14 protein-coding genes are annotated in these 20486 nt (G+C 52.6%); 7 read left to right on the top strand and 7 right to left on the bottom strand.

Annotated elements, in window-relative coordinates:
• The first annotated feature begins 32 nt into the window (after positions 1–32).
• Positions 33–1091 (top strand): lysylphosphatidylglycerol synthase transmembrane domain-containing protein, encoded by a 1059-nt coding sequence (locus MTHE_RS08865; protein WP_175265963.1) that lies wholly within the window; start codon positions 33–35, stop codon positions 1089–1091.
• Positions 1092–1249: 158 nt separating this feature from the next.
• Entirely contained in the window at positions 1250–1894 is a 645-nt protein-coding gene (locus MTHE_RS08860; protein WP_011696835.1) for a gamma carbonic anhydrase family protein, read from the top strand.
• A gap of 75 nt (positions 1895–1969) precedes the next feature.
• Here MTHE_RS08860 and MTHE_RS08855 read toward each other — a convergent pair whose 3' ends face one another.
• Together MTHE_RS08855 and MTHE_RS08850 are read right to left on the bottom strand one after the other, a co-directional pair.
• Positions 1970–10057 carry a THxN family PEP-CTERM protein gene (locus tag MTHE_RS08855; RefSeq protein WP_217417059.1) on the bottom strand — a complete coding sequence of 2696 codons (8088 nt, stop codon included), beginning with the start codon at positions 10055–10057 and terminating at the stop codon, positions 1970–1972.
• Between the two features lie 214 nt (positions 10058–10271).
• The gene (locus MTHE_RS08850; RefSeq protein WP_175265961.1) at positions 10272–11831 is read right to left on the bottom strand and encodes a pentapeptide repeat-containing protein; all 1560 of its coding nucleotides are present in this window, start codon (positions 11829–11831) and stop codon (positions 10272–10274) included.
• Positions 11832–12047: 216 nt separating this feature from the next.
• Here MTHE_RS08850 and MTHE_RS08845 point away from each other — a divergent pair, with 216 nt between their 5' ends.
• From MTHE_RS08845 to MTHE_RS08835, 3 genes are all read left to right on the top strand, one after another.
• Positions 12048–12206, top strand: a complete 159-nt coding sequence (locus MTHE_RS08845) for a hypothetical protein (protein ID WP_175265960.1) — start codon at positions 12048–12050, stop codon at positions 12204–12206.
• A 113-nt stretch (positions 12207–12319) separates the two neighbouring features.
• On the top strand, positions 12320–12871 hold the full coding sequence (locus tag MTHE_RS08840) for a PAS domain S-box protein (protein ID WP_011696831.1): 552 nt from the start codon (positions 12320–12322) through the stop codon (positions 12869–12871).
• A 298-nt stretch (positions 12872–13169) separates the two neighbouring features.
• Positions 13170–13553 (top strand): translation initiation factor IF-5A, encoded by a 384-nt coding sequence (locus tag MTHE_RS08835; protein ID WP_011696830.1) that lies wholly within the window; start codon positions 13170–13172, stop codon positions 13551–13553.
• A gap of 20 nt (positions 13554–13573) precedes the next feature.
• Here MTHE_RS08835 and MTHE_RS08830 read toward each other — a convergent pair whose 3' ends face one another.
• Together MTHE_RS08830 and tes are read right to left on the bottom strand one after the other, a co-directional pair.
• Positions 13574–14509: an HPr kinase/phosphorylase gene (locus MTHE_RS08830; RefSeq protein ID WP_011696829.1), complete on the bottom strand. Its 936-nt coding sequence runs from the start codon at positions 14507–14509 to the stop codon at positions 13574–13576.
• Positions 14510–14783: 274 nt separating this feature from the next.
• The gene (gene tes / locus MTHE_RS08825; protein ID WP_232840859.1) at positions 14784–16307 is read right to left on the bottom strand and encodes a tetraether lipid synthase Tes; all 1524 of its coding nucleotides are present in this window, start codon (positions 16305–16307) and stop codon (positions 14784–14786) included.
• 35 nt (positions 16308–16342) lie between these two features.
• On the opposite strand from tes, the gene MTHE_RS08820 reads away from it, so the two are divergent.
• Together MTHE_RS08820 and serB are read left to right on the top strand one after the other, a co-directional pair.
• Positions 16343–17164, top strand: coding sequence for a TrmB family transcriptional regulator (locus MTHE_RS08820; protein WP_011696827.1), 822 nt, complete (start codon positions 16343–16345; stop codon positions 17162–17164).
• A gap of 243 nt (positions 17165–17407) precedes the next feature.
• Positions 17408–18610: a phosphoserine phosphatase SerB gene (serB, locus tag MTHE_RS08815; protein WP_011696826.1), complete on the top strand. Its 1203-nt coding sequence runs from the start codon at positions 17408–17410 to the stop codon at positions 18608–18610.
• Between the two features lie 199 nt (positions 18611–18809).
• Here serB and MTHE_RS08810 read toward each other — a convergent pair whose 3' ends face one another.
• The 3 genes from MTHE_RS08810 to MTHE_RS08800 all read right to left on the bottom strand — a co-directional run bounded on the left by MTHE_RS08810 (position 18810) and on the right by MTHE_RS08800 (position 20441).
• Positions 18810–19607 carry a metal ABC transporter substrate-binding protein gene (locus MTHE_RS08810; RefSeq protein WP_011696825.1) on the bottom strand — a complete coding sequence of 266 codons (798 nt, stop codon included), beginning with the start codon at positions 19605–19607 and terminating at the stop codon, positions 18810–18812.
• Positions 19608–19683: 76 nt separating this feature from the next.
• The gene (locus MTHE_RS08805) at positions 19684–20037 is read right to left on the bottom strand and encodes a transposase (RefSeq protein WP_175265684.1); all 354 of its coding nucleotides are present in this window, start codon (positions 20035–20037) and stop codon (positions 19684–19686) included.
• Between the two features lie 41 nt (positions 20038–20078).
• On the bottom strand, positions 20079–20441 hold the full coding sequence (locus MTHE_RS08800) for a hypothetical protein (protein WP_175265683.1): 363 nt from the start codon (positions 20439–20441) through the stop codon (positions 20079–20081).
• Between the last annotated feature and the right edge of the window lie 45 nt (positions 20442–20486).

The raw sequence follows: 20486 nt of genomic DNA, 5'->3' as shown, positions 1-20486 counted from the left end.
GCTATTTTTATCTTCAGATCGTTCCATTCAGTGTGTATCGAGATGGGATAGAGCTTCCCACGCCGAACGCGAGAAAGTCGATCGCCCTGGTGGTGGTCGGCACATCGCTGTATCTCACGTACCTCTACCATGTCGGCTTCTCAGAGATAGCGGATAGCATGAGATCCGTGGATCTCCGCATCTTCTCTCTCGGATTCATCCTGGCGCTCCTCGGCGTGCTCTTCGACGGCCTCGCCTGGAGGCGTGTTGCCATCAAATTTGATTGCAGTATGTCGGTCTCGGATGCGTTTCTGATGTACCTATCCTGCATATTCCTCAACAATCTCATACCATCTGGGAGCTTCTCAGGCGAGACCGCAAGGATATACTTCCTGGAGAAGCTTGCGTCTCCTGGGATTGATCGGTCCTCGGCAACGGTCGCCGCGACGCGCATAATCACTGCCGTGCCGTTCTTTTTTGGAATCGCGATCGGCATGGTCTACCTAGTGTTCGAGACGAACGCGCCAGCGTGGGCGATCGCGACGTGCTCGGGAATCGCATTTGTTCTCTTCGGCATCAATGCGATATTCGTAGGCATATGCTTCTCGAGCGGCTGGCTTGAAGGGATCATATCGAGGCTGATCGAGTTCATCGAGAAGGTGTTCAATCGCAGGGTGGACAGAAACCTGTGCATCGGCATAGTCCGGAGATTCCACTCTGCAATGAATGGCTTCACGGAGCACAGGTGGACGATCATTGTGAGCTCAGCATGGGCGTTCGCAGCCTGGTTCTGCATGAATCTGGTCGCGTTTGTCACGTTCAAGTCGATGGGTATCGAAGTATCGATGTGGGCGATATTCGCGGTCTACGCTGTGATGATATTCATCCAGATGCTTCCTCTGGTGCTTCCCGGCGGCATCGGGCTTGTCGACATAGTGATGATAACGCTCTTCAGCGCCATCGGGGTTCCCACCAGCTACGCTGTCGCTGCGACAATACTCTCCAGACTGATACAGCTCTGGTTCCTTACGATCGCGGGAGGCGCTGCGACCGCATACCTTCTGAAGAGAATAGACAAAACATCGCAGCTCAAGATGAAACACGCCGCCTGAAATCTCCTGATGATCACATCCACTGCCAGTGGCCCCTTCGCGCCTCGCAGGACGCGCTGCCATCCCGATCCTGTCCATAAGCCTGAGCCACACGTTTGCTGCAAACCACTGCTGCAGATCGCAAATGATATCTCGGATCCATTTTATCCTGTTTCATCATGAGCGAAAAAAGCATATGGCCTGCAGCCTCAGTGCCTGAACCGCCCGATCTGCCGTATCCCTCTGAGAGATCTGACTGGGAGGCGCTGTGGTGCGAGCCGGTTGTGGATGAGACCGCATGGGTGAGCCCCGGCGCTGTTCTTATCGGACGGGTTGTTCTGAAGCGGGAAAGTTCTGTATGGTATGGATGCGTTCTCAGAGGAGATGAGTCCTACATAGAGGTCGGGGAGAAGAGCAACATCCAGGACTGCTCGGTGCTGCACGTGGAGCCGGACACGCCATGTATCATAGGGGATCACGTCACGCTCGGCCACAGGGTCACTGTGCATGCCTCTCATATAGAGGATTGGGCGATGGTGGGCATAGGCGCCACCGTTCTCAGCGGATCTGTTGTGGGCAGTGGCGCAATAGTTGCTGCGGGCGCTCTTGTGCTCGAGGGCACGAAGGTGCCGCCTGAGACGCTGTGGGCTGGTGTGCCAGCGAGAGAGATCAGAAAGGTTACGCCGGAGCTCAGGGAGCGGGTGATCTCGACGAACAGGCAGTACGCGAACAGGGCTGCGATGTACCTCCACAGGGAGAAGCTGCTCGCAAAAGGAAGGGGCCAGCAGGGCAGCCACCAGCATTCAGATAACATCCTGCTCTGAGAAGCTCAGAAAAACAACTCTGAGCATCTGAGAAAACAAATGAGTGGCGGGATGACCTCCCGCCGTCCTTCTGCTCTACTCCGGTGCACATGTGCTGCATGACATCCAGTCGTCCCTGTACGACTCGGTGCAGTTCAGACCCATGCACTTCGGCACTGTCCACCCTTCTCTCTCCCGCTCTTTTATCTCGACTCCGACGTATGCTCTGGCCGCCAGATCTGCCTCGACCGATCCTGGCCCATCGATCGGGTAGGCCTCCACCCTGGCCCTGTTCGTGAACGTGCCGCTCCTGAGCGCTCTCATGTTGTAATCGATATCGATCCTCTTTCCGGGCCTGAGATCGAGTATCGCCCACTCGATCCTGTTCTCTCGTATCTGGGAGGGCGTGAGCGAGTAGTTGATCAGCTGCATATCTGATGGTATGTAATCGATCACGAACGCGACCATCGTGTAGTTCGCTCTGTTGCTCAGCGAGATCCTGTAACTCACAGTGTCGTTGTGCACTGCCGCTGTCTTAGTTGCCGTGAGCTCCGCCGGACAGCACTCGAGCCAGTCGACCTTTATCGAGGAGAAGTTTCTGGCCGTGACCCATTCATCGTCATGCGCTCCTGAAACGATCACCCTGTTGACCAGGTTCGATACCTCTTCTGTTATGTTGAGAGTGAGCGAGATCGTTGCGGTATCGCCTATTCCAAGGTGCAGGAGCGTCCAGTTCGCATACTCTGATGTCAGTTCACCAGGTCTTGCAGATGATCCCACGTACTCCGTGCCAGGCGGGAAGATGTCAAGGATGTATACAGGCCCAAGATTGACGTTGCCGTCGTTCTCAACGATGATCCTGTAATCAGCGTATGTGCTGTTCGCCAGGTCGACGGAGCCCTCCTTTCTCACAGAGATGTGCGGGTAGCTGTATCTGGATACACCTGTTATCGAGACCTTGCGGTTCACCTTGTAATCACCGATGTACTGATCGACGAGATCAACAGTTCTTCCCTCCCTGCCGCTCAGATCCTGGTAGAGGACCCTGAAGTCAGCCTTTCCTGAGAACTCCGCCTCGGTCTCCATCTCGTTCAGGCCCCTCGCGTACGTCTCCTTCTCGAGGGTGTTAAGCGATGAGAAGCTCTCGCTGATCAGGCTCTTATCCGTCTTTGACCACATCCCCTCGTACCACTTGCCGGTGTAGTTCACACCCATGCCCTGTGAGTACGTGTAGTTCGCAGGCGCGTGTTCGAGGCTGATCTCCTTGTGCATGTAGCTGCTAAGGGTGTCCATGAGCTGGGAGCTCTCGTAGCTGCCAGTGCCAGACTCGTAGGAGCGCTGGGCAGATCCAAGACGTTTATCCACAGATGCAAAGCCCGTGCCGCTCGCCTCGCTCTCGGAGCGGAGGTGCTCGCCGTACTCATCGACCTTCTGATACAACCTGAAGCTGCCGACGTAGTCCTCCCTGCTCTCGTAAACAGCATTGTCCAAGGCGTTCTTCGTCAGGTTGCCCTCCCTGGCTTTGAGTATTCCAACATGACCCATGCCTGTGAACTCCGTATCGATCATGAGCCTGGAGCCGTTCTCGTCCATCTGGAGGGAGCTATCGCGCTTTATGTCCCTGGCATACGTGTACTCCTCGCTGAATGATGCGTCTGTCGCGTAGTTCTTGGCCTTCTGCTTCTCGACCCAGAGCGTCGTGTAGTTCAAGCTTCTGTTTCTTGGAAGAGAGAACGATGTCGGGTAATGCGTCGCTGACAGGCTCTTGTTCCATGTTATCGTGCGGTTTCCGCGCTCGTATCTCACAAGATCATCAGTCTCGTACGACCCGCTCCCGTGCTCCTTGATCTTGGCGCATGTGGCAGGCGGTCCGAGCTGGACCTCTGCGGCTGTAGTGACCTTTGTGCTCTCTCCATTCTGAGTAAGCCTGTAGACCATCTCAGCCCTGTTCACTATCCTCGGCGGGGTGGTGCAGAGGTTGTTGTAAACGTTGACGTAACCTGAGCCGCTAACGCTCTGGTCCATCCTGAAGCTCATGTTGCCCAGCTCCTGTGCAACGCCCACGAGTATCACTATCTCGCCAGATTCGCCACTAGCGAGATCCCCTATGTACCATACATTGTTCCCGCTCGTCGGCGCAGGGGTCGCGCTTATGAAATAAACCTCGTTCGGGTAGTAATCCACAATGCGGACGTCGTGTAATGTGCCCCCCCTGTTCTGATACCTTATCGTGTACGTTATCGTGTCTCCAGGCTCGACCACCTTCGGCTCAGCGGTCTTGTTGAAGAGGACCTCACTAGCGATCATGACCTCAGCCTCAGCCGGGTCCGAGACCACAGGATCGCCATTCGGATCCTCGCCTTTTGCTGTTGCGATGTTCTTTATCGGAGATTCATCTGTGGCTTTTACAACATATGTCGCGGTGACCTCGGTGGTATCTCCCGGGTCGAGGGTTATGGGATCTGCATTGATCCTGCCAAGCCGATCATCGTATACGTAGATGTTAGAGATCGTTATCTCCCCACCGTTTGTGATCGTATATGTGTACGTGATCGTCTGGCCGACAGATGCGACCTCGACGGAGGGCCTTTTATCCAGTGTGAGCTTTCCCTGCACCGGTAATGGGCATATCAAAGTGACTATGGCGCAGGAGCTGTCGCTCACCTCTATCTCGCCTATTCTGCCCTTAACCGTGGCGCAGTTCTCGAGCTCCAGGGGCACAGGCGGCACTCCTGGCAGCTTCTTGTACTCCCTGCTGATCACATTCCCGTAGAGATCCCTGACGACGACAAGCGTATCGCCCGTCGGATAGTAAGTGACCGTGAGGTTCGTGTACCCTGGATATGGCCTGTCGTACTCGATGAGGAGGCCCTCCCATGGCTCTCTTGTGATGTAGTTCTCAGAGACTACCCTGCCGTTGACGTACTCTGTGCGCAGGGAGTCGTATTTCTGAGGCCTCACAAGGAGGGACCATGCAAGAGCTCCTGAGGAGTTGTAGGCCTCTGTGAGAACATCTCCGGTTGTGGTGTTGGTGTAGTTCATCAGCTTGTACACAGAGCCGTTCAGAGTGACGTTGCTGATGACCAGAGAGGCGTTCACCTTATCGAACGTGTCCCTGTACTTCCTGACGTAGTTCAGCTTCGCCTCCAGTCTGGTCATATTTCTATATAGAGAATCGATCAGCTCCTGGTCGACGGGAGATGCTGCCATTATGGTGAGCCTCTCCTCTCCTGTCACAGGTGGAGCCAGACCGCGCTTCTGGTTCTGCTCATCTGATGGCGTGAAGCTCTGGCGCGTGCATACGTCGCTCTCGACCGTCGCGGTCAGGGTGATGACCACAGATGCGCCCGCCTCGAGAGCCCCCAGGTTCCACGTGACGACACTGCCGCTGACGCCTGACGGCTCTGGATCCGCGGATTTGTACAGCGTGCCTGGCGGGAGCGTGTCGACCACTGTGGCATCATTTATCGTCGCGCTGCCGGTGTTTTTCACCGTGAGAGTGTATGTTATGGTGTCGCCAGGCTCCACGGTCTCCCTATCAGCAGTCTTCTCGATATCGATTGCGCAGTCCACCCAGGTTATTTCCACGGTCGCGGTCGTCCCTATCGATTCTATGAAATTGCCCTGGGAGTCCTTCGGCACTGCGTAAACGCTGAGTGTGGTGCCTGCAGACTGGCCTGGCACCGTCGCGGTCCATCTGCCGTTCGAACCCTTCGTCATCTCCACTGAGGAGGAATCGTAGTACAGAGTCATGCTGGCGATGCTGCCGCAGAGATCGCCCTGCAGGTTCTCACAGCTCACTGTTACAACCACAGGCGTATTGCTGCAGGGATCCTGAGGAGTGGAGGTTATCGCAAGCTTGGCCTGCGGCTGTACAGTCTGAACATTTCCGAAGTTCTGGTCCGCTACGCTCCTGTCCTCCTCGCCGTCAAAGTTGATCTCATAGCTTCCGAGATCTGCAGGGAGTGTTCTGCTCCATCCTGCCCTCTCCTCCTCTGTTATCGTGTACTTTCCAGCGGGCAGGTTTGTGAAGGAGTAGCTCCCATCTGAGCCGGTAGTAGTCGAGATCGTTGTTGTGCCGTCCGAGAGGTAAATCGTCCAGCCCTCGATTCCAGGCTCTCCTGTATCCCAATTACCATTCCCGTTCAGATCGTTGAACTTGTATCCGCTGACGTCGAGTTTGCCCTGACCGCCTGTCTTGAGGGTATTGGTGAACGTGACTCTGATCGTCTCGCCTGCATCAAGATCGATTGTGGCAGTGGAGCCTGACGTGGTGGAGGTGGATCCACCATCTGTATCACCATCGATTTCTATGCTGCTCAGGTCCCAGCCATCAGGCACAATCTCGGTTACCGTGTACTCGCCTGGTTCAAGCTGCCCGCTATCGTAAGGATCGGCACCGTCGGTCAGAGAGAATGTCGTGCCTCCACTCCAGGAGCCTGTGAACTCGAAGCTCTCAGTCGAGCCGCTTGGGTCTGTAACCTTGTCGACTATGATCTTAGTAATACACTCGACCTCTGTTATTGTCGCACTGGACTCTGCGGTACAACCGTTTGCATCGGTCACCACGACCTTGTAGCTACCTGCTCCTGTCGCTGTGTAGCTCGAACCGGTCGCTCCTGTTATCGGACTGTCGTCCTTGTACCACTGGTACGAGTACGGCTCTTCGCCTCCAGTAACCGTTGCTGTGAGCTCGATGCTGTTTACATTACAGTTCAATTCGCCCGATGCCGGACTGACACTCACACTCGGCGAACCGACTCTGATCACTGTAACTTCATTCGACGTCCCGGTACAGCCGTTTGCATCGGTCACCTCGACCTTGTAGATACCTGCTTCTCTGGCTGTATAGCTCGAACCAGTTGCTCCATTTATCAGCGAATCTCCCTTGTACCACTGGTACGAGTAATCCGGTTTGCCTCCTGAAACAGTTGCTTCGAGCTCGACCTCGTTTACATTGCAGTTCAGCTCGCCCGATGTCGGTCCAACACTCACACTCGGCGAACCGACACTGGTCACTGGAACTTCATCCGACGTCCCGGTACAACCGTTTGCATCGGTCACCACGACCTTGTAGCTACCTGCTCCTGTCGCTGTGTAGCTCGAACCGGTCGCTCCTGTTATCGGACTGTTGTCCTTGTACCACTGGTACGAGTAATCCGGTTTGCCTCCTGAAACAGTTGCTTCGAGCTCGACCTCGTTTACATTGCAGTTCAGCTCGCCCGATGTCGGTCCAACACTCACACTCGGCGAACCGACACTGGTCACTGGAACTTCATCCGACGTCCCGGTACAACCGTTTGCATCGGTCACCACGACCTTGTAGCTACCTGCTCCTGTCGCTGTGTAGCTCGAACCGGTCGCTCCTGTTATCGGACTGTCGTCCTTGTACCACTGGTACGAGTAATCCGGTTTGCCTCCTGAAACAGTTGCTTCGAGCTCGACCTCGTTTACATTGCAGTTCAGCTCGCCCGATGTCGGTCCAACACTCACACTCGGCGAACCGACACTGGTCACTGGAACTTCATCCGACGTCCCGGTACAACCGTTTGCATCGGTCACCACGACCTTGTAGCTACCTGCTCCTGTCGCTGTGTAGCTCGAACCGGTCGCTCCTGTTATCGGACTGTCGTCCTTGTACCACTGGTACGAGTACGGCTCTTCGCCTCCAGTAACCGTTGCTGTGAGCTCGATGCTGTTTACATTACAGTTCAATTCGCCCGATGCCGGACTGACACTCACACTCGGCGAACCGACTCTGATCACTGTAACTTCATTCGACGTCCCGGTACAGCCGTTTGCATCGGTCACCTCGACCTTGTAGATACCTGCTTCTCTGGCTGTATAGCTCGAACCAGTTGCTCCATTTATCAGCGAATCTCCCTTGTACCACTGGTACGAGTAATCCGGTTTGCCTCCTGAAACAGTTGCTTCGAGCTCGACCTCGTTTACATTGCAGTTCAGCTCGCCCGATGTCGGTCCAACACTCACACTCGGCGAACCGACACTGGTCACTGGAACTTCATCCGACGTCCCGGTACAACCGTTTGCATCGGTCACCACGACCTTGTAGCTACCTGCTCCTGTCGCTGTGTAGCTCGAACCGGTCGCTCCTGTTATCGGACTGTCGTCCTTGTACCACTGGTACGAGTACGGCTCTTCGCCTCCAGTAACCGTTGCTGTGAGCTCGATGCTGTTTACATTACAGTTCAATTCGCCCGATGCCGGACTGACACTCACACTCGGCGAACCGACTCTGATCACTGTAACTTCATTCGACGTCCCGGTACAGCCGTTTGCATCGGTCACCTCGACCTTGTAGATACCTGCTTCTCTGGCTGTATAGCTCGAACCAGTTGCTCCATTTATCAGCGAATCTCCCTTGTACCACTGGTACGAGTAATCCGGTTTGCCTCCTGAAACAGTTGCTTCGAGCTCGACCTCGTTTACATTGCAGTTCAGCTCGCCCGATGTCGGTCCAACACTCACACTCGGCGAACCGACACTGGTCACTGGAACTTCATCCGACGTCCCGGTACAACCGTTTGCATCGGTCACCACGACCTTGTAGCTACCTGCTCCTGTCGCTGTGTAGCTCGAACCGGTCGCTCCTGTTATCGGACTGTTGTCCTTGTACCACTGGTACGAGTAATCCGGTTTGCCTCCTGAAACAGTTGCTTCGAGCTCGACCTCGTTTACATTGCAGTTCAGCTCGCCCGATGTCGGTCCAACACTCACACTCGGCGAACCGACACTGGTCACTGGAACTTCATCCGACGTCCCGGTACAACCGTTTGCATCGGTCACCACGACCTTGTAGCTACCTGCTCCTGTCGCTGTGTAGCTCGAACCGGTCGCTCCTGTTATCGGACTGTTGTCCTTGTACCACTGGTACGAGTAATCCGGTTTGCCTCCTGAAACAGTTGCTTCGAGCTCGACCTCGTTTACATTGCAGTTCAGCTCGCCCGATGTCGGTCCAACACTCACACTCGGCGAACCGACACTGGTCACTGGAACTTCATCCGACGTCCCGGTACAACCGTTTGCATCGGTCACCACGACCTTGTAGCTACCTGCTCCTGTCGCTGTGTAGCTCGAACCGGTCGCTCCTGTTATCGGACTGTTGTCCTTGTACCACTGGTACGAGTAATCCGGTTTGCCTCCTGAAACAGTTGCTTCGAGCTCGACCTCGTTTACATTGCAGTTCAGCTCGCCCGATGTCGGACTAACTGAAACTGTGAGAGGTGTGCAGACAACATTGACCTTACAGTCATCTACGGCACTAATAGTGGATCCTATGGGCGTTTTGCCTGTCGCTGTTGCAATATTCTTCAACAACGGATAATCTGATGGCGTGACCGTATGTGTCGATGTACCTTCTGCTGTTTCGCCTGGCTCAAGTGTCGTCTTATCAAGCGTTATAGTGCCATACTTGTCGTCCGTGAGACTCACATCTGTTAATTTGACATCTCCTGTGTTCTGGACCTGATAACAGTAGGTCACCGTAGCGCCTATACCAGCAGTAACTGGATCCGTGCCAGGACATGTACCATCAAGAGATGCTGTCTTCACAACACCTATAGCTGGTCTTTTTAGAAGAACCCTGCCAACAAGATACGCTTCGTTTTTCTTTTTCTCCTGAGTTATAAAATCAGATACAGGTGTTCCACCCGGACATTGATTTACAAATCCCGCTATCTGAACGATATACTCCTCACCATTGATGAAAAATGACTGGGATGAGAGTGTATTTGACCAGGACACTTTGTCAGGGCATGGTGTTTCGCATGGTTTATACGCACATCTTTCACATGTGCCGCTGTTGGGCGTCTCATCAATTGTCAGATCGTAATAAAAATCAGCTGTGATGGACGGATTGGAAAAATGAAGTGTTATCTTTAATTTAGCTCCCGATGCCGCAGTTCCAGAATAAACAGGGTAATTGAAGTGCGTGAGCTTACCTAAACAAAAGTCCTTGCCAGTTTCTATATTCTGACTTGATGTGACTCCATCAAAACGTAGCCCGCTTTTATACTTTTCTGCAGGTGTTCCCCACCTCACCTCATTTGTATTCACTCCTGTTATACCACTTCCGCCAGTGACACTGGTCCATACACCAGAGGAACTGTCTAACGTAAGTGCTGAAACATTATTTGCAGCTACGATCACTATGATCAAAAGCATCAAAAATATTTTTGTTATTGCAGTGCGCACAAATCCCACTCTGTTGTAAATCATGTTCCTCCCTCTGGTTGCCCGAAATTATGTATTTTATTCCCCCTTTAATCACAAGCTATACAGAACCACATATCTTCTGACACACTGCCGCAAATTTTTTGGTGTCAATTTGCCTGCCCCACCAGATCTATAGATGTATCACAAACATCGCAATAAATACTTATCGTATCAGCATCCCGCTGAGAACAACCACGAACAGCCCCAGCAGGAACCATCCGAGTATCCCCTCGATCATGCTGACGTGCTTGTATATGCCGACAGGATAGAGCGAGGCTGGTGACTGGGCGGTGAACGACATCGCGCTGAAGAATATCGAGTCTGAGAACGGTATGCGCCTCTCCGTCGATCGCACAGGCCTGCTCTCAGAGACGCTATCAGAATCACCCTCGTGGGCCTCTGGATTCTTCTCCTGCTCTCCATCCACCTCCTCATCCGATAGGTTCTCCCAGGCGATCTCCCTTATCCCGTTGCCGATCCAGTACACCAAACCGAAGAGGAGGATCATGAACATCGACCAGAATATGGTGTAGCTCGGCTTCACGCCGTAACCGCAGGAGAGCCATGAGATCACATCGATCATCTTCTCCAATCCCCACGGCTCAGAGGACTGGCTTATCCTCCTGTACTGGTAGTAACAGTCGTTCGCGTCGTCCCTCCACTCCATGTTCTTGTAGTTCTTCACGAGTGCTAGATAAGCGGCGCTGTCGTAGACGAGATGATCTTTTATCAGAGACCAGCGGGCGAGCATTCTCGTGAAGTCGGCCTCGTTCAGGTATATCTTAGATGAATCTGAGAAGCTCGCGTTCTCGAGCTGCATAGAGTATATGCGCGAGCTCGTGAGCACGAGATCCCCATCAAATGTCGTGTTCGCAAACCTCGTATTGTCCTCGAGCTTTGCGAGCCCGAAGAATGCGACTGATTTGAAGAGAGCGCTGGAAAAGTCGGAGAATCCCTGGAAAGCTGCAAGGCCAAATACAGCGGATTTCGAAAACTGTGCCGCACTGAACGTTACATCATGGGAGAACCTGGAGCCCATGAATATCGCGTTCTCATCGAAACTCACGCTTATGAAGTTGGCCGTTCCGGAGAACTCGCTGTTCGCAAAGCTCACCTCTTCATGAAACACAGAGCGCCAGAAGGAGATAAGCTGATAGAACCGCGCGAACTCGAAGCTCGTACTCCTGAGAAAATGAACCCTTTCGAAGCTTGTGTCATCCATGAACTGCGCGTTCGAGAAATCCGCACAATTCCAGAACGCTGCCCCCTCGAAACTCCCCACCTTGGAGAATTGGGCGTAGCCCATGCTCACCGGCCCGTGAAAATTCGTCCCGACGAAGTTTGCAACCCCTCCGAATTTTGTCAGGGTAAACTCAGCAACCCTGAGCAGATGCGCGCCCGCGAAAGAGACGTCAGAGCCGAAACTCGCACCCCTCGCGGCCACATCCCCTGAGAACACCGTGCCGCTGAGGTTCAGGGGGCCCATGAACTCAACACCGTTGATATTCAGCGAGCCGTTGATCGTAGAGTTTACTATCTTTATCGGAGAGACCACGGGCTTTCCGATCCTGCTGAGGTTGATATCTCCCGAGACGAAGACGTTCTCATACATCACTGGCTCTCCAGCGCGGATCTTCCCCATGATCTCAGCCGCAGATACGATCCTGCAAACGCCGTCGCTAACGTTGCAGCCGACATCCTGGCCGGAGGCCATGGAGGCCATCAGCAGGCATAACAGCAGCGAACACCACACGACAGTCCGTATCTGAACCACGCTCCTGCTGTTCCTGCAACCTGCCTGGATATAGGCTTTGTCCAGTGCGGTCTGCAATTTCATGTGGTGACTTCCTCCCCACCATGAAAGGCGGGGATGCCAGAGCCGGATCTTGATGATCTCCAGCCAATCATCTATATAACCCATCAACACATTGTATCTCTCATGAGCAGATTCAAGAAAAGGGACAGAAACCTGATACTCCTGATACTAGCAGTGATACTCGTGATAGTGCTGTGGGGACCGCTGATGTGGCTGGCAAAGCTTGTGGTCTTCGTGATTGCGGTTTATGTGGTGTACCAGCTGCTGAAAGAGAATCTCTAATACTGCCTTAACAGGTGACAAAAGTTCTTAGCCCTCGCCACACCGCAGAGGGACAACATTTTTAATATTTTGAATTGTGTCATTCACTGAAGAGTCTTTTGGAGGGAGCGCATGTGGAAGAGCATGACATCGACCAGTGTGTTATTTACAAACATCTCTTCGAGAGCCTGCCGCTGGGCGTGGCGTATCTGGATCAAGAATGCAGGGTTGTGCTTGCAAACCCGGCGTTCACATCGATAACTGGACTGGACATAGAGGGGATCAACAGAATGGACCATCCGCCATTCGGAGATCGCGAGGCGCGCTCGCGCATTCTCGATATTCTCGACACCGGTTATGAAAAGAGCTTCGAGCACATCTACAACAGTCCGGATGGTAAGAAACTGCATCTGAGAACATGGGTGCATCCGCTCAGATCGAGCAGCATACGCGCACAGATCATAAGTAGCAACATCACCGAAGAAAAAGAGAAAGAGGCGATGCTCAGGAGCTCCCACAAGACTATGGAGAAGCTCGTCTCTGACAGGACCTCAGAGCTCAAATTGAAAAACGAGGAGATGGAGTGGCGCCTGTACACGATATCTCATGATATGAGAGCCCCGCTGCTCACGATCAGCGGCTTTCTCGGATTCCTCAAAGAAGATATCCGCTCCGGACGCACTTGATAGGTTCGTCGGTGATGCATCTGAGAGGGGAATGAGATTCGTCAGAGTTAACGATCTCGTGGAGATGTCAAGACCCACTACTATGCTCATGGCCGCTCTAATTCTCTGACCCAAAACAGCCTGCGTATGCAGAGATCTCACAAAACTGAGATCTTCCCACTATTTTATGAGCTCATCACCGAACCTGCATCTGATGGCCATGCAGACTCATGGTGATGCAGGATGGAGCATCTTCCTCACCTTTAAATATATGATCTGATCATTCCACCGGAAGACGAAAGACCAGGGTTGATCTCAAATGAAGGAGCAAGTAGAGATAAGGACGCTCAAGGAAGGAAGATATATAATAATCGATGACGAGCCATGCATAATCAAGAGCATAGCGCATTCGAAACCCGGCAAGCACGGAGCTGCCAAGGCGAGAATAGACGCGATCGGCATATTCGACAACCAGAAGCGATCCATCGTCGCGCCGGTCACCACGAAGGTTTACGCGCCGATAGTAGAGCGGAAGACGGGACAGGTGTTATCTGTGGGTGAGACCAGCGTTCAGCTCATGGATCTGAAGGATTACACAACGATAGACGTGCCGATAACGGAGGACATGAAGCCGAAGCTCGAGCCCGGAAAGGAGGTGGCCTACCTCTCCTCGATGGGGAAGGTCAAGATGGACATCAGGTGAATGTCACAAGGCGGCATTAACTAAACGTTAATCGCATCCCTTATCATGGACTGGGTCTCCTCAGGCGTCCCTATGGTGTTGACCACCCATACAGATGCGCTCGAGAGCATCGCCCTGAAGAACCCGCTCCGGATCCTTCTCTTGAGATCCCCATCGACGAGCAGATGGGGGTTGAAGTAACCGTTTTTTTCGACCATCTGGAGGGCATCCTCCGGAGAGAGACGCACAATCCGGTCGTCCGAAGAATCTCTCTTGAGAATGAACACATGCCGTATCGTGGTGAGAGGCAGTATTCTGCCCTTGCCTATCGCCCATCTGAGGTCGACCACCCCTCTCCCCATGGAGTCGAGCTCAGCCCTCTCCACAAGCCAGGCAAACTCCTTCCAGATTGTTGAGAGCTCTGCTCTTATGTAAAAGTTCTTCTCTGATCCATAGCCCAGGACGTCTCTGCCGTAGATCCTCCCGAAGAACCAGTCGTCCGATACCACCCGCACCCTCTGATCTCTCAGAAGACCGTAGGTGTGTGTCGTCTTTCCCGTGCCTGAGCCTCCTATGATGCATATGCCCCTCCCATCGAGATCGAGGCATGCGCCATGCACCGAGTGTATCCCGTGCTCATCCTCCAGGATGTCTCCGGCCAGTGATAAAGCAAGCGACTTTATCCATCCATAGTAGTCGAAGTTCACAAGGAACGCGGTCTTCGACTGGGGATCGTACAGAACACGGTTCTTCCCGCCATCGTCATTCACAACATACATCCGCCCGTGAGAGCGGACGCTCTGGGACATGAAGTAGAAGCTCTCCTCCCACCTGCTCTTCACATCGCGGATTCCTGTGAGAAGCTTTATGCAGCATCCGTATATCTCGGATTTGACCTCATACAGAACCTGATCCGCATACTTCTCAGCAAACTCGATCTTTCTCTCCGGGGATATCAACTCAACAGAGTATCTCACGCTGCCTTCCTCCTGTCCTGAGAGTATTTTACCGGCGCTCTTATCCATTTGATGGCTTGCCCGAAGGAACAGTGGTCATGCTATGCGTTCGTGGCGAATGAATGAGTGCTTTCGCCAACCACATCGCATGCCCTACAAGTTGCTACCAACATATGAGCGTTTACCGGCATTTGTCCAGTGCCCTGACGAACCCGAGAAGATCTGAGGCCTGCGGCATCCCCCGACCTGGCGAGGCAGTTCTGTCTGCAGGCCAGATTACAAGATGCGCCGGCAATTACATGGCAGGAGGCACTCCCACCTCCTGCGCTGGTGCGCATGTCTCCGCGATGGAATACTGATTCTCCACCTCGCTCCTGTGGATTGTATTGTATGTGCAGAACGGTATTATCCTACCATCCGGAGTGGCGTAATGTATACCGCATCTGCTCACCCGTTCAAGATCCAGGTTGTATAGATCCTGGAAGTGCATGGCACCTATGAACAGATTCCTGGAATGGAACTCCCTCAGGGAGTCGAACGTGCCTGTTCTCAGCACGTTCATCAGGAGCTTTGTGATATTCAGATCCCCTGGGGCTCTGCTCTCATCTATAAACCCGGGCAGGTCCTTCAGCAGAGACCCCTGAATCCTGAGTTTCGATATCTTCGATCCGTTGTAATCCTGGAGGATCTCCGTGAGCCTCTCCATCAGGCCCTCCACATCCACAAACCTCGTTATGGGTATCAGCCTCTCGCCCTCACAGTAGACATAGGTGGCTGCACCACAGCAGGGATGCACCGTGAAGACCAGCCTGGGTCTCTCGGTCAGCACCTCCACGATCCTGGAGATCGGAGCGACGAACGGAACCGGATAGAAGTCCTCTCTCGACACCTCCCCTTCGGTCTGCTCCTCGATCGACTTTATGAGGTCGGGTATCGTGATCCTGTTTGACTTTCGCTCCGCCTCCTCAACCCTTCCCGCAAAAGATATGGGCTGCATGTTGACCCCGCGGATGATATCCACATTGCGGCTCGCGAATCGGATGATCCCGCCTAACTGAAAGTCGTTAACGCCTTTCGCCACCGTCGGGACCAGAACTACGCTCTTCAGCCCGCCGCTCCTGCAGGACTCTATCGCGCGTAGCTTCACGTCGAGAAGATTCCTGCCCCTCATTGTGATATACGGCCCTGCATCCACCCCATCGAACTGGAGATAGACCGTGCTCAGTCCAGCCTCGCTGAGACGGCTCGCCAGCTCAGGTGATGCCGCAAGCCTCAGCCCATTTGTAGCGATCTGAATCTGCGTGAAGCCCATGGACCTCGCGAGAGCCACCATCTCAGGAAGGTCATCACGCACAGTGGGCTCTCCACCCGAGAACTGCACCGCATAGCACGGGACCGGGCGCTCCTCCCGCAGGATCTTCAGCATGCGCTCGATCTGCTCCATGGTGGGCTCATAGACTTTTTTTGGAGATGCATCCGCGAAGCATATCGGGCATGAGAGGTTGCACCTCGTCGTCACGTCTATGTTTGCGAGAAGCGTTGTAGTTTTATGGTTATCACAGAGACCGCAGCTGAACGGGCAGTCCCCCTTTGTGATGAAGTTCTCTATGCCCCTGCCGGTCTCAATGTATCTGACAAACCTTCTGTAAAGCTCGGCATCTGACCAATAGACATCCTCGAACTCCCCATGCTCCGGGCATGTCTTCCGAATCATGACCGCCTGACCCTGCTGGAATATATGTGCATTTACGATCTTTAGACACACAGGACAGACGGAAGCCACATCCCTGTCTATTGTATTTAATGCCATAACGACCATACTGTTACTCTACAGAAAGACATATAAAACCTTCTATGAGAGATATACACAGGATGTCTGAGAAGAACGCGATCAAAGCTCTGCGCGACCTCGGGCTCACTGAATATGAGGCCAGGGTTTATACAGCACTCACCAGGCTCAAGGCAGGAATAGCCTCTGAGATCCACCAGATCTCCGGAATACCAAGACCTGCGGTTTATGGCGCTCTGAAGAGGCTTGTGATGAGGGGGATAGTGGAAGTCCAGCCCTCAAAGCCCATGAGGTACAGGGTCACGGATCCTGCTGCAGCGCTCGAGCGGCTGAAGAGCAGCTTCATGACCGATGCAGAAGTCGCGCTTCACGCCCTGGAGGAGGTGTACTCTGCTGAGGGTGACAGGCGCGAGGAGGAGATGGGGATCTGGGTGCATCAGGGAGCAGGCAGGGTCTACGAGAAGGTCATGGAGGTGCTATCAGGAGCTGAAAGGGACATCCTCATAATCAACCCATCTCTGCTCGAGAACCTGAGAGGTCTGTACAACATATTCTCGCATGTGAATAATGCCATCAGAAGCGCGCTGGATCGTGGCGTATCGATCAGATCTGTATCTCCTGAAGATACACCTTCCTGGGATATCCCTGGCATTGAGCGGAGGATCTACCCGTGGAGCGAGAAGGGGATCTGCGCGTTGATACCGGACAAAGGCTATGTGCTCCTGGTCGTCTCAGGTGAGCAGGCCGTCATGGCGATAACAACAGGAGATGCTCTCTCCAGGGTGTACAGGGACCTCGGAGAGGCATTGTGGAGGGCGTCTGTCAATACAGCGACCGATGCGCCCCGAATGGATCAGAACACTGACGGCTTCAAATCTAAATACTAGAAATGCATCCATCACGCCAGATGTCGCCCATCTGCAGATTCATTTGCGCAGAGATGAGCACAGGTCAGATCAGACCCCAGGCTCGAAGAAGCCCTCTGAAAGCTGCTCTCGGCGCGCTAAGGTGTGCATGGATATGGGATCGAGAACCGATAGGCGGTACTTCACAAGCTGCATCCGCGGTTTGCGCACCACTGCGGAGCCAGACAGCAGATTCACCGGGATGGAGAAAGGAGCATCTTGTTTATGAGCGCCGATCCTGAATCCCATTTTAAAGACCTGTGGGTGATATCATTCGTGGGCAGGGACCGGCCCGGCCTCATACACGACATACTCCAGCTCCCAGCAGAGAGGAATGTGAATATAGTAGACATGGACCAGAGGGTTCTCCAGGGGCTGTTCGTCATGTCTGTGGTCGCGGATTTCTCCAGAGCGGAGATCTCCCCAAAAGAGCTTGAGATGGAGATGCATAGACGGTCCAATTCCCTTGGAGTGCAGTGCATGTTCCTGCCGCTGGAGAGATACCGGGGAATTAGAAGGAGCATGAAGAACCTCTACGTCGTCACAATCCTCGCAAGGGACAGGGTGGGGATAATAAGAGATGTTGCATCAGTGGCATCCGCCAGAGACATAAACATCGAGAGGGCTGCGGTGACCGCTCGTGGCGATCTCATCTCAATAGAGTTCGTGATGGACTTCGGGGATGCGAATCCTGATGAGTGCAGGGAGTGGATCAGATCGGAATGCGAGCGTCTGGGTCTAGATGTCGTGGTCCAGAGTCTGGACAAGGCCAGAAAGGAGAAGCGTCTGATCGTCTTCGACATGGACATGACGATCGTGGACTTCGAGATAATAAACAGGCTCGCAAGCTTCGCAGGCGTCGATGAGGAGGTGAGGAGGATAACAGACAGGGCGATGAACGGCGAGATCGATTTCGAGGAGTCGCTCAGGCGTCGCGTGAGGCTCCTTAAAGGGATGCCGGTATCGGCACTGAAGGAGATCGCGGATCAGCTTTCTCTCACACCTGGGTCTGAGGAGCTCATCCACCACCTTAAGCAGATGGGCTACAAGATAGCGCTCATAAGTGGGGGTTTCACGTACTTCACCGATGTCCTTAAGGAGCGTTTGGGTTTCGACTACACATTCGCCAATGAGCTCGAGATACAGGATGGGCGTTTGACAGGAGAGATAAAGGGCGAGATCATTGATGCCAAGGCGAAGGGAGAGATAGTCAAGCGGCTCGCTGAGATGGAGGGTATAAGCCCTGACAATATCGTTGCTGTCGGGGATGGAGCAAATGATTGTATTATGATACAGAATGCAGGACTGGGAGTGGCATTCAATGCAAAGGATGTTCTGAAGAAGGTCTCCGACGGATCGATATCCAGGGAGAATCTTCTGGGGCTGCTGAACCTTCTGGGGCTCGCTGACAGAAAAAGCCTGCTCTGAAGGGATTTTGGTGCATCAGTTTACGTATCAGTTATCCGATACGCTCTTATGAAGCAATTTGAGACGTCCTCGGCACAAAAACTCATGGAGAGGCGCTCTGGTGCCAGAACCAGAAACAATCGACTCCGTCTCCACTACCAGTCCGCCGAATCAAGATGCGGCCAAAAAATTTCGGAGCATCTACTCCGCAGCGTGCCCCTCATGCGGCTGAGCCGACTGCTGCAAGCAGTGCCTCGCCGTTGTGGAGAATCATCTTATCGAGCGTCTCTGTCCCCTCGACCGCTCCGGGGAAGTTGGTCAGGACTACATGCGTGGCGTTTATCTCCTTTGCGATCTGCTCGCCAACATTGACACCGCTCTGGAGGTTATCCACAACTATGGAGACGCTGTTCTCCCTGCCCACATTTATCAAATCATTGACATCCTTCAGCGAGAGCTTCTCCTCAGAGGCGTATGTCTTCACTATATCAAATCCCATCCACGATACGAATCCGGACTGCCATTCCATGCACAGGACCTTCACGTTCCCAGTGCCCGCCTCCCTGGCCCTCTCGCTCAGAACCTCCGAGACGTTCTGGAAGCGTTCGACCAGCACTTCTGCTCTCCGATCATACTCCTCTGCATGCTCCGGATCGGCCTCCTTGAGAGCGGCCGCGATCTGCATCGTCTTGTTTATCGCCATCTGCGGCGTGTTCCAGGGACCGGAGAGGACTATCACCTTCTGATCTGGCCTTGTGATGTTCTTCAGCCACCCCTCCATGCCATGCTGGAATATTATGCTCGCCTCGTTCAGAGCGGCAACCTGCGATGGCTTCAGGTCCCAGTGATCTGGACACACACCGGAAGAGACTATGTAGGTGACATCGACATTATCCCCGCCCACGCCCTTTATGAGATCTTCCAGGGTGGAGGTCGTGGCCACTATCTTGATCGGCTCAGCATATGCTGAGTGAACAGCGATCAGCGATAAAATCAGGAGCAATATCGCTTTCTTCATACTAATCACAAAATAATGTTTAATAAGTTCTATATTTAAGGATTATGGTAATAAAGGGTGTGTCTATCATTCAAATTTATTTTATACTAAATCTTGATAGAATTCTCAATGCATAAGCCAGTACTCTCAGAAGCATCCTTGTAATAGTTGTCTCTTCGAGGAAACATGGTATTCTATCTCCAAACCAATTGGTCAAAGCACCAAAGAATCCTTCACAAACTGATCTGTGTTTGTATATTTCTCTATTAAAGATCCGATCTCTGATTCTGGATCCAAAACCACCGGCACTTATTTTTCTCGGTTTAATAACAGGCATGTAACCTTTATCTACAACATCATTCAAAAATTTCCTGGAATCATATTCACCGTCACCAAATAAATAGCCTGATCCCTCAGGCACTGTTAGTTCCGATTTTATCCTCGTTTCCACAGGGAATATCGTTTCATTTTTCCTGGTTATTGCTTGTATCTTTATGATATCCTTTTTTTATTTGCGAATTTAGTGGAATCAATGAAACTATCTGTATAATCTATTGATTGTAACCTTTCAAGAACTTTATTTAATATCTCTTCAATATTTGAAGATAAATTCTTTTCCCAGAAATGCAAAACTGAATGATCAATTCTTATTCCAAGCACTTCTTTAATCCTAACTTCTGCTGATCTTAAAGAATGCCCCTCAAACTCTTTTATCAAAAGTGCCTTAATTATGGTCTCCAAATCATAAACTTTTGGTTTTGGAGCATTTATTGATCGCAAATCTAACGATAACGAATCAAATACTTCTAATATTAACTTAATATCGTATAATCTTGTATCCCATCTCTTAAGCATGTTATTTGCTTGTTTTATGGTATATTAAAATTTATCTTAGCTTAA

Origin of the sequence: Methanothrix thermoacetophila PT, from assembly GCF_000014945.1 — an archaeon.
Taxonomy (GTDB): Archaea; Halobacteriota; Methanosarcinia; order Methanotrichales; family Methanotrichaceae; genus Methanothrix_B; species Methanothrix_B thermoacetophila.
The sequence above is the reverse complement of the archived record's forward strand: the minus strand, read 5'-3'. Positions and strand labels throughout refer to the sequence as shown.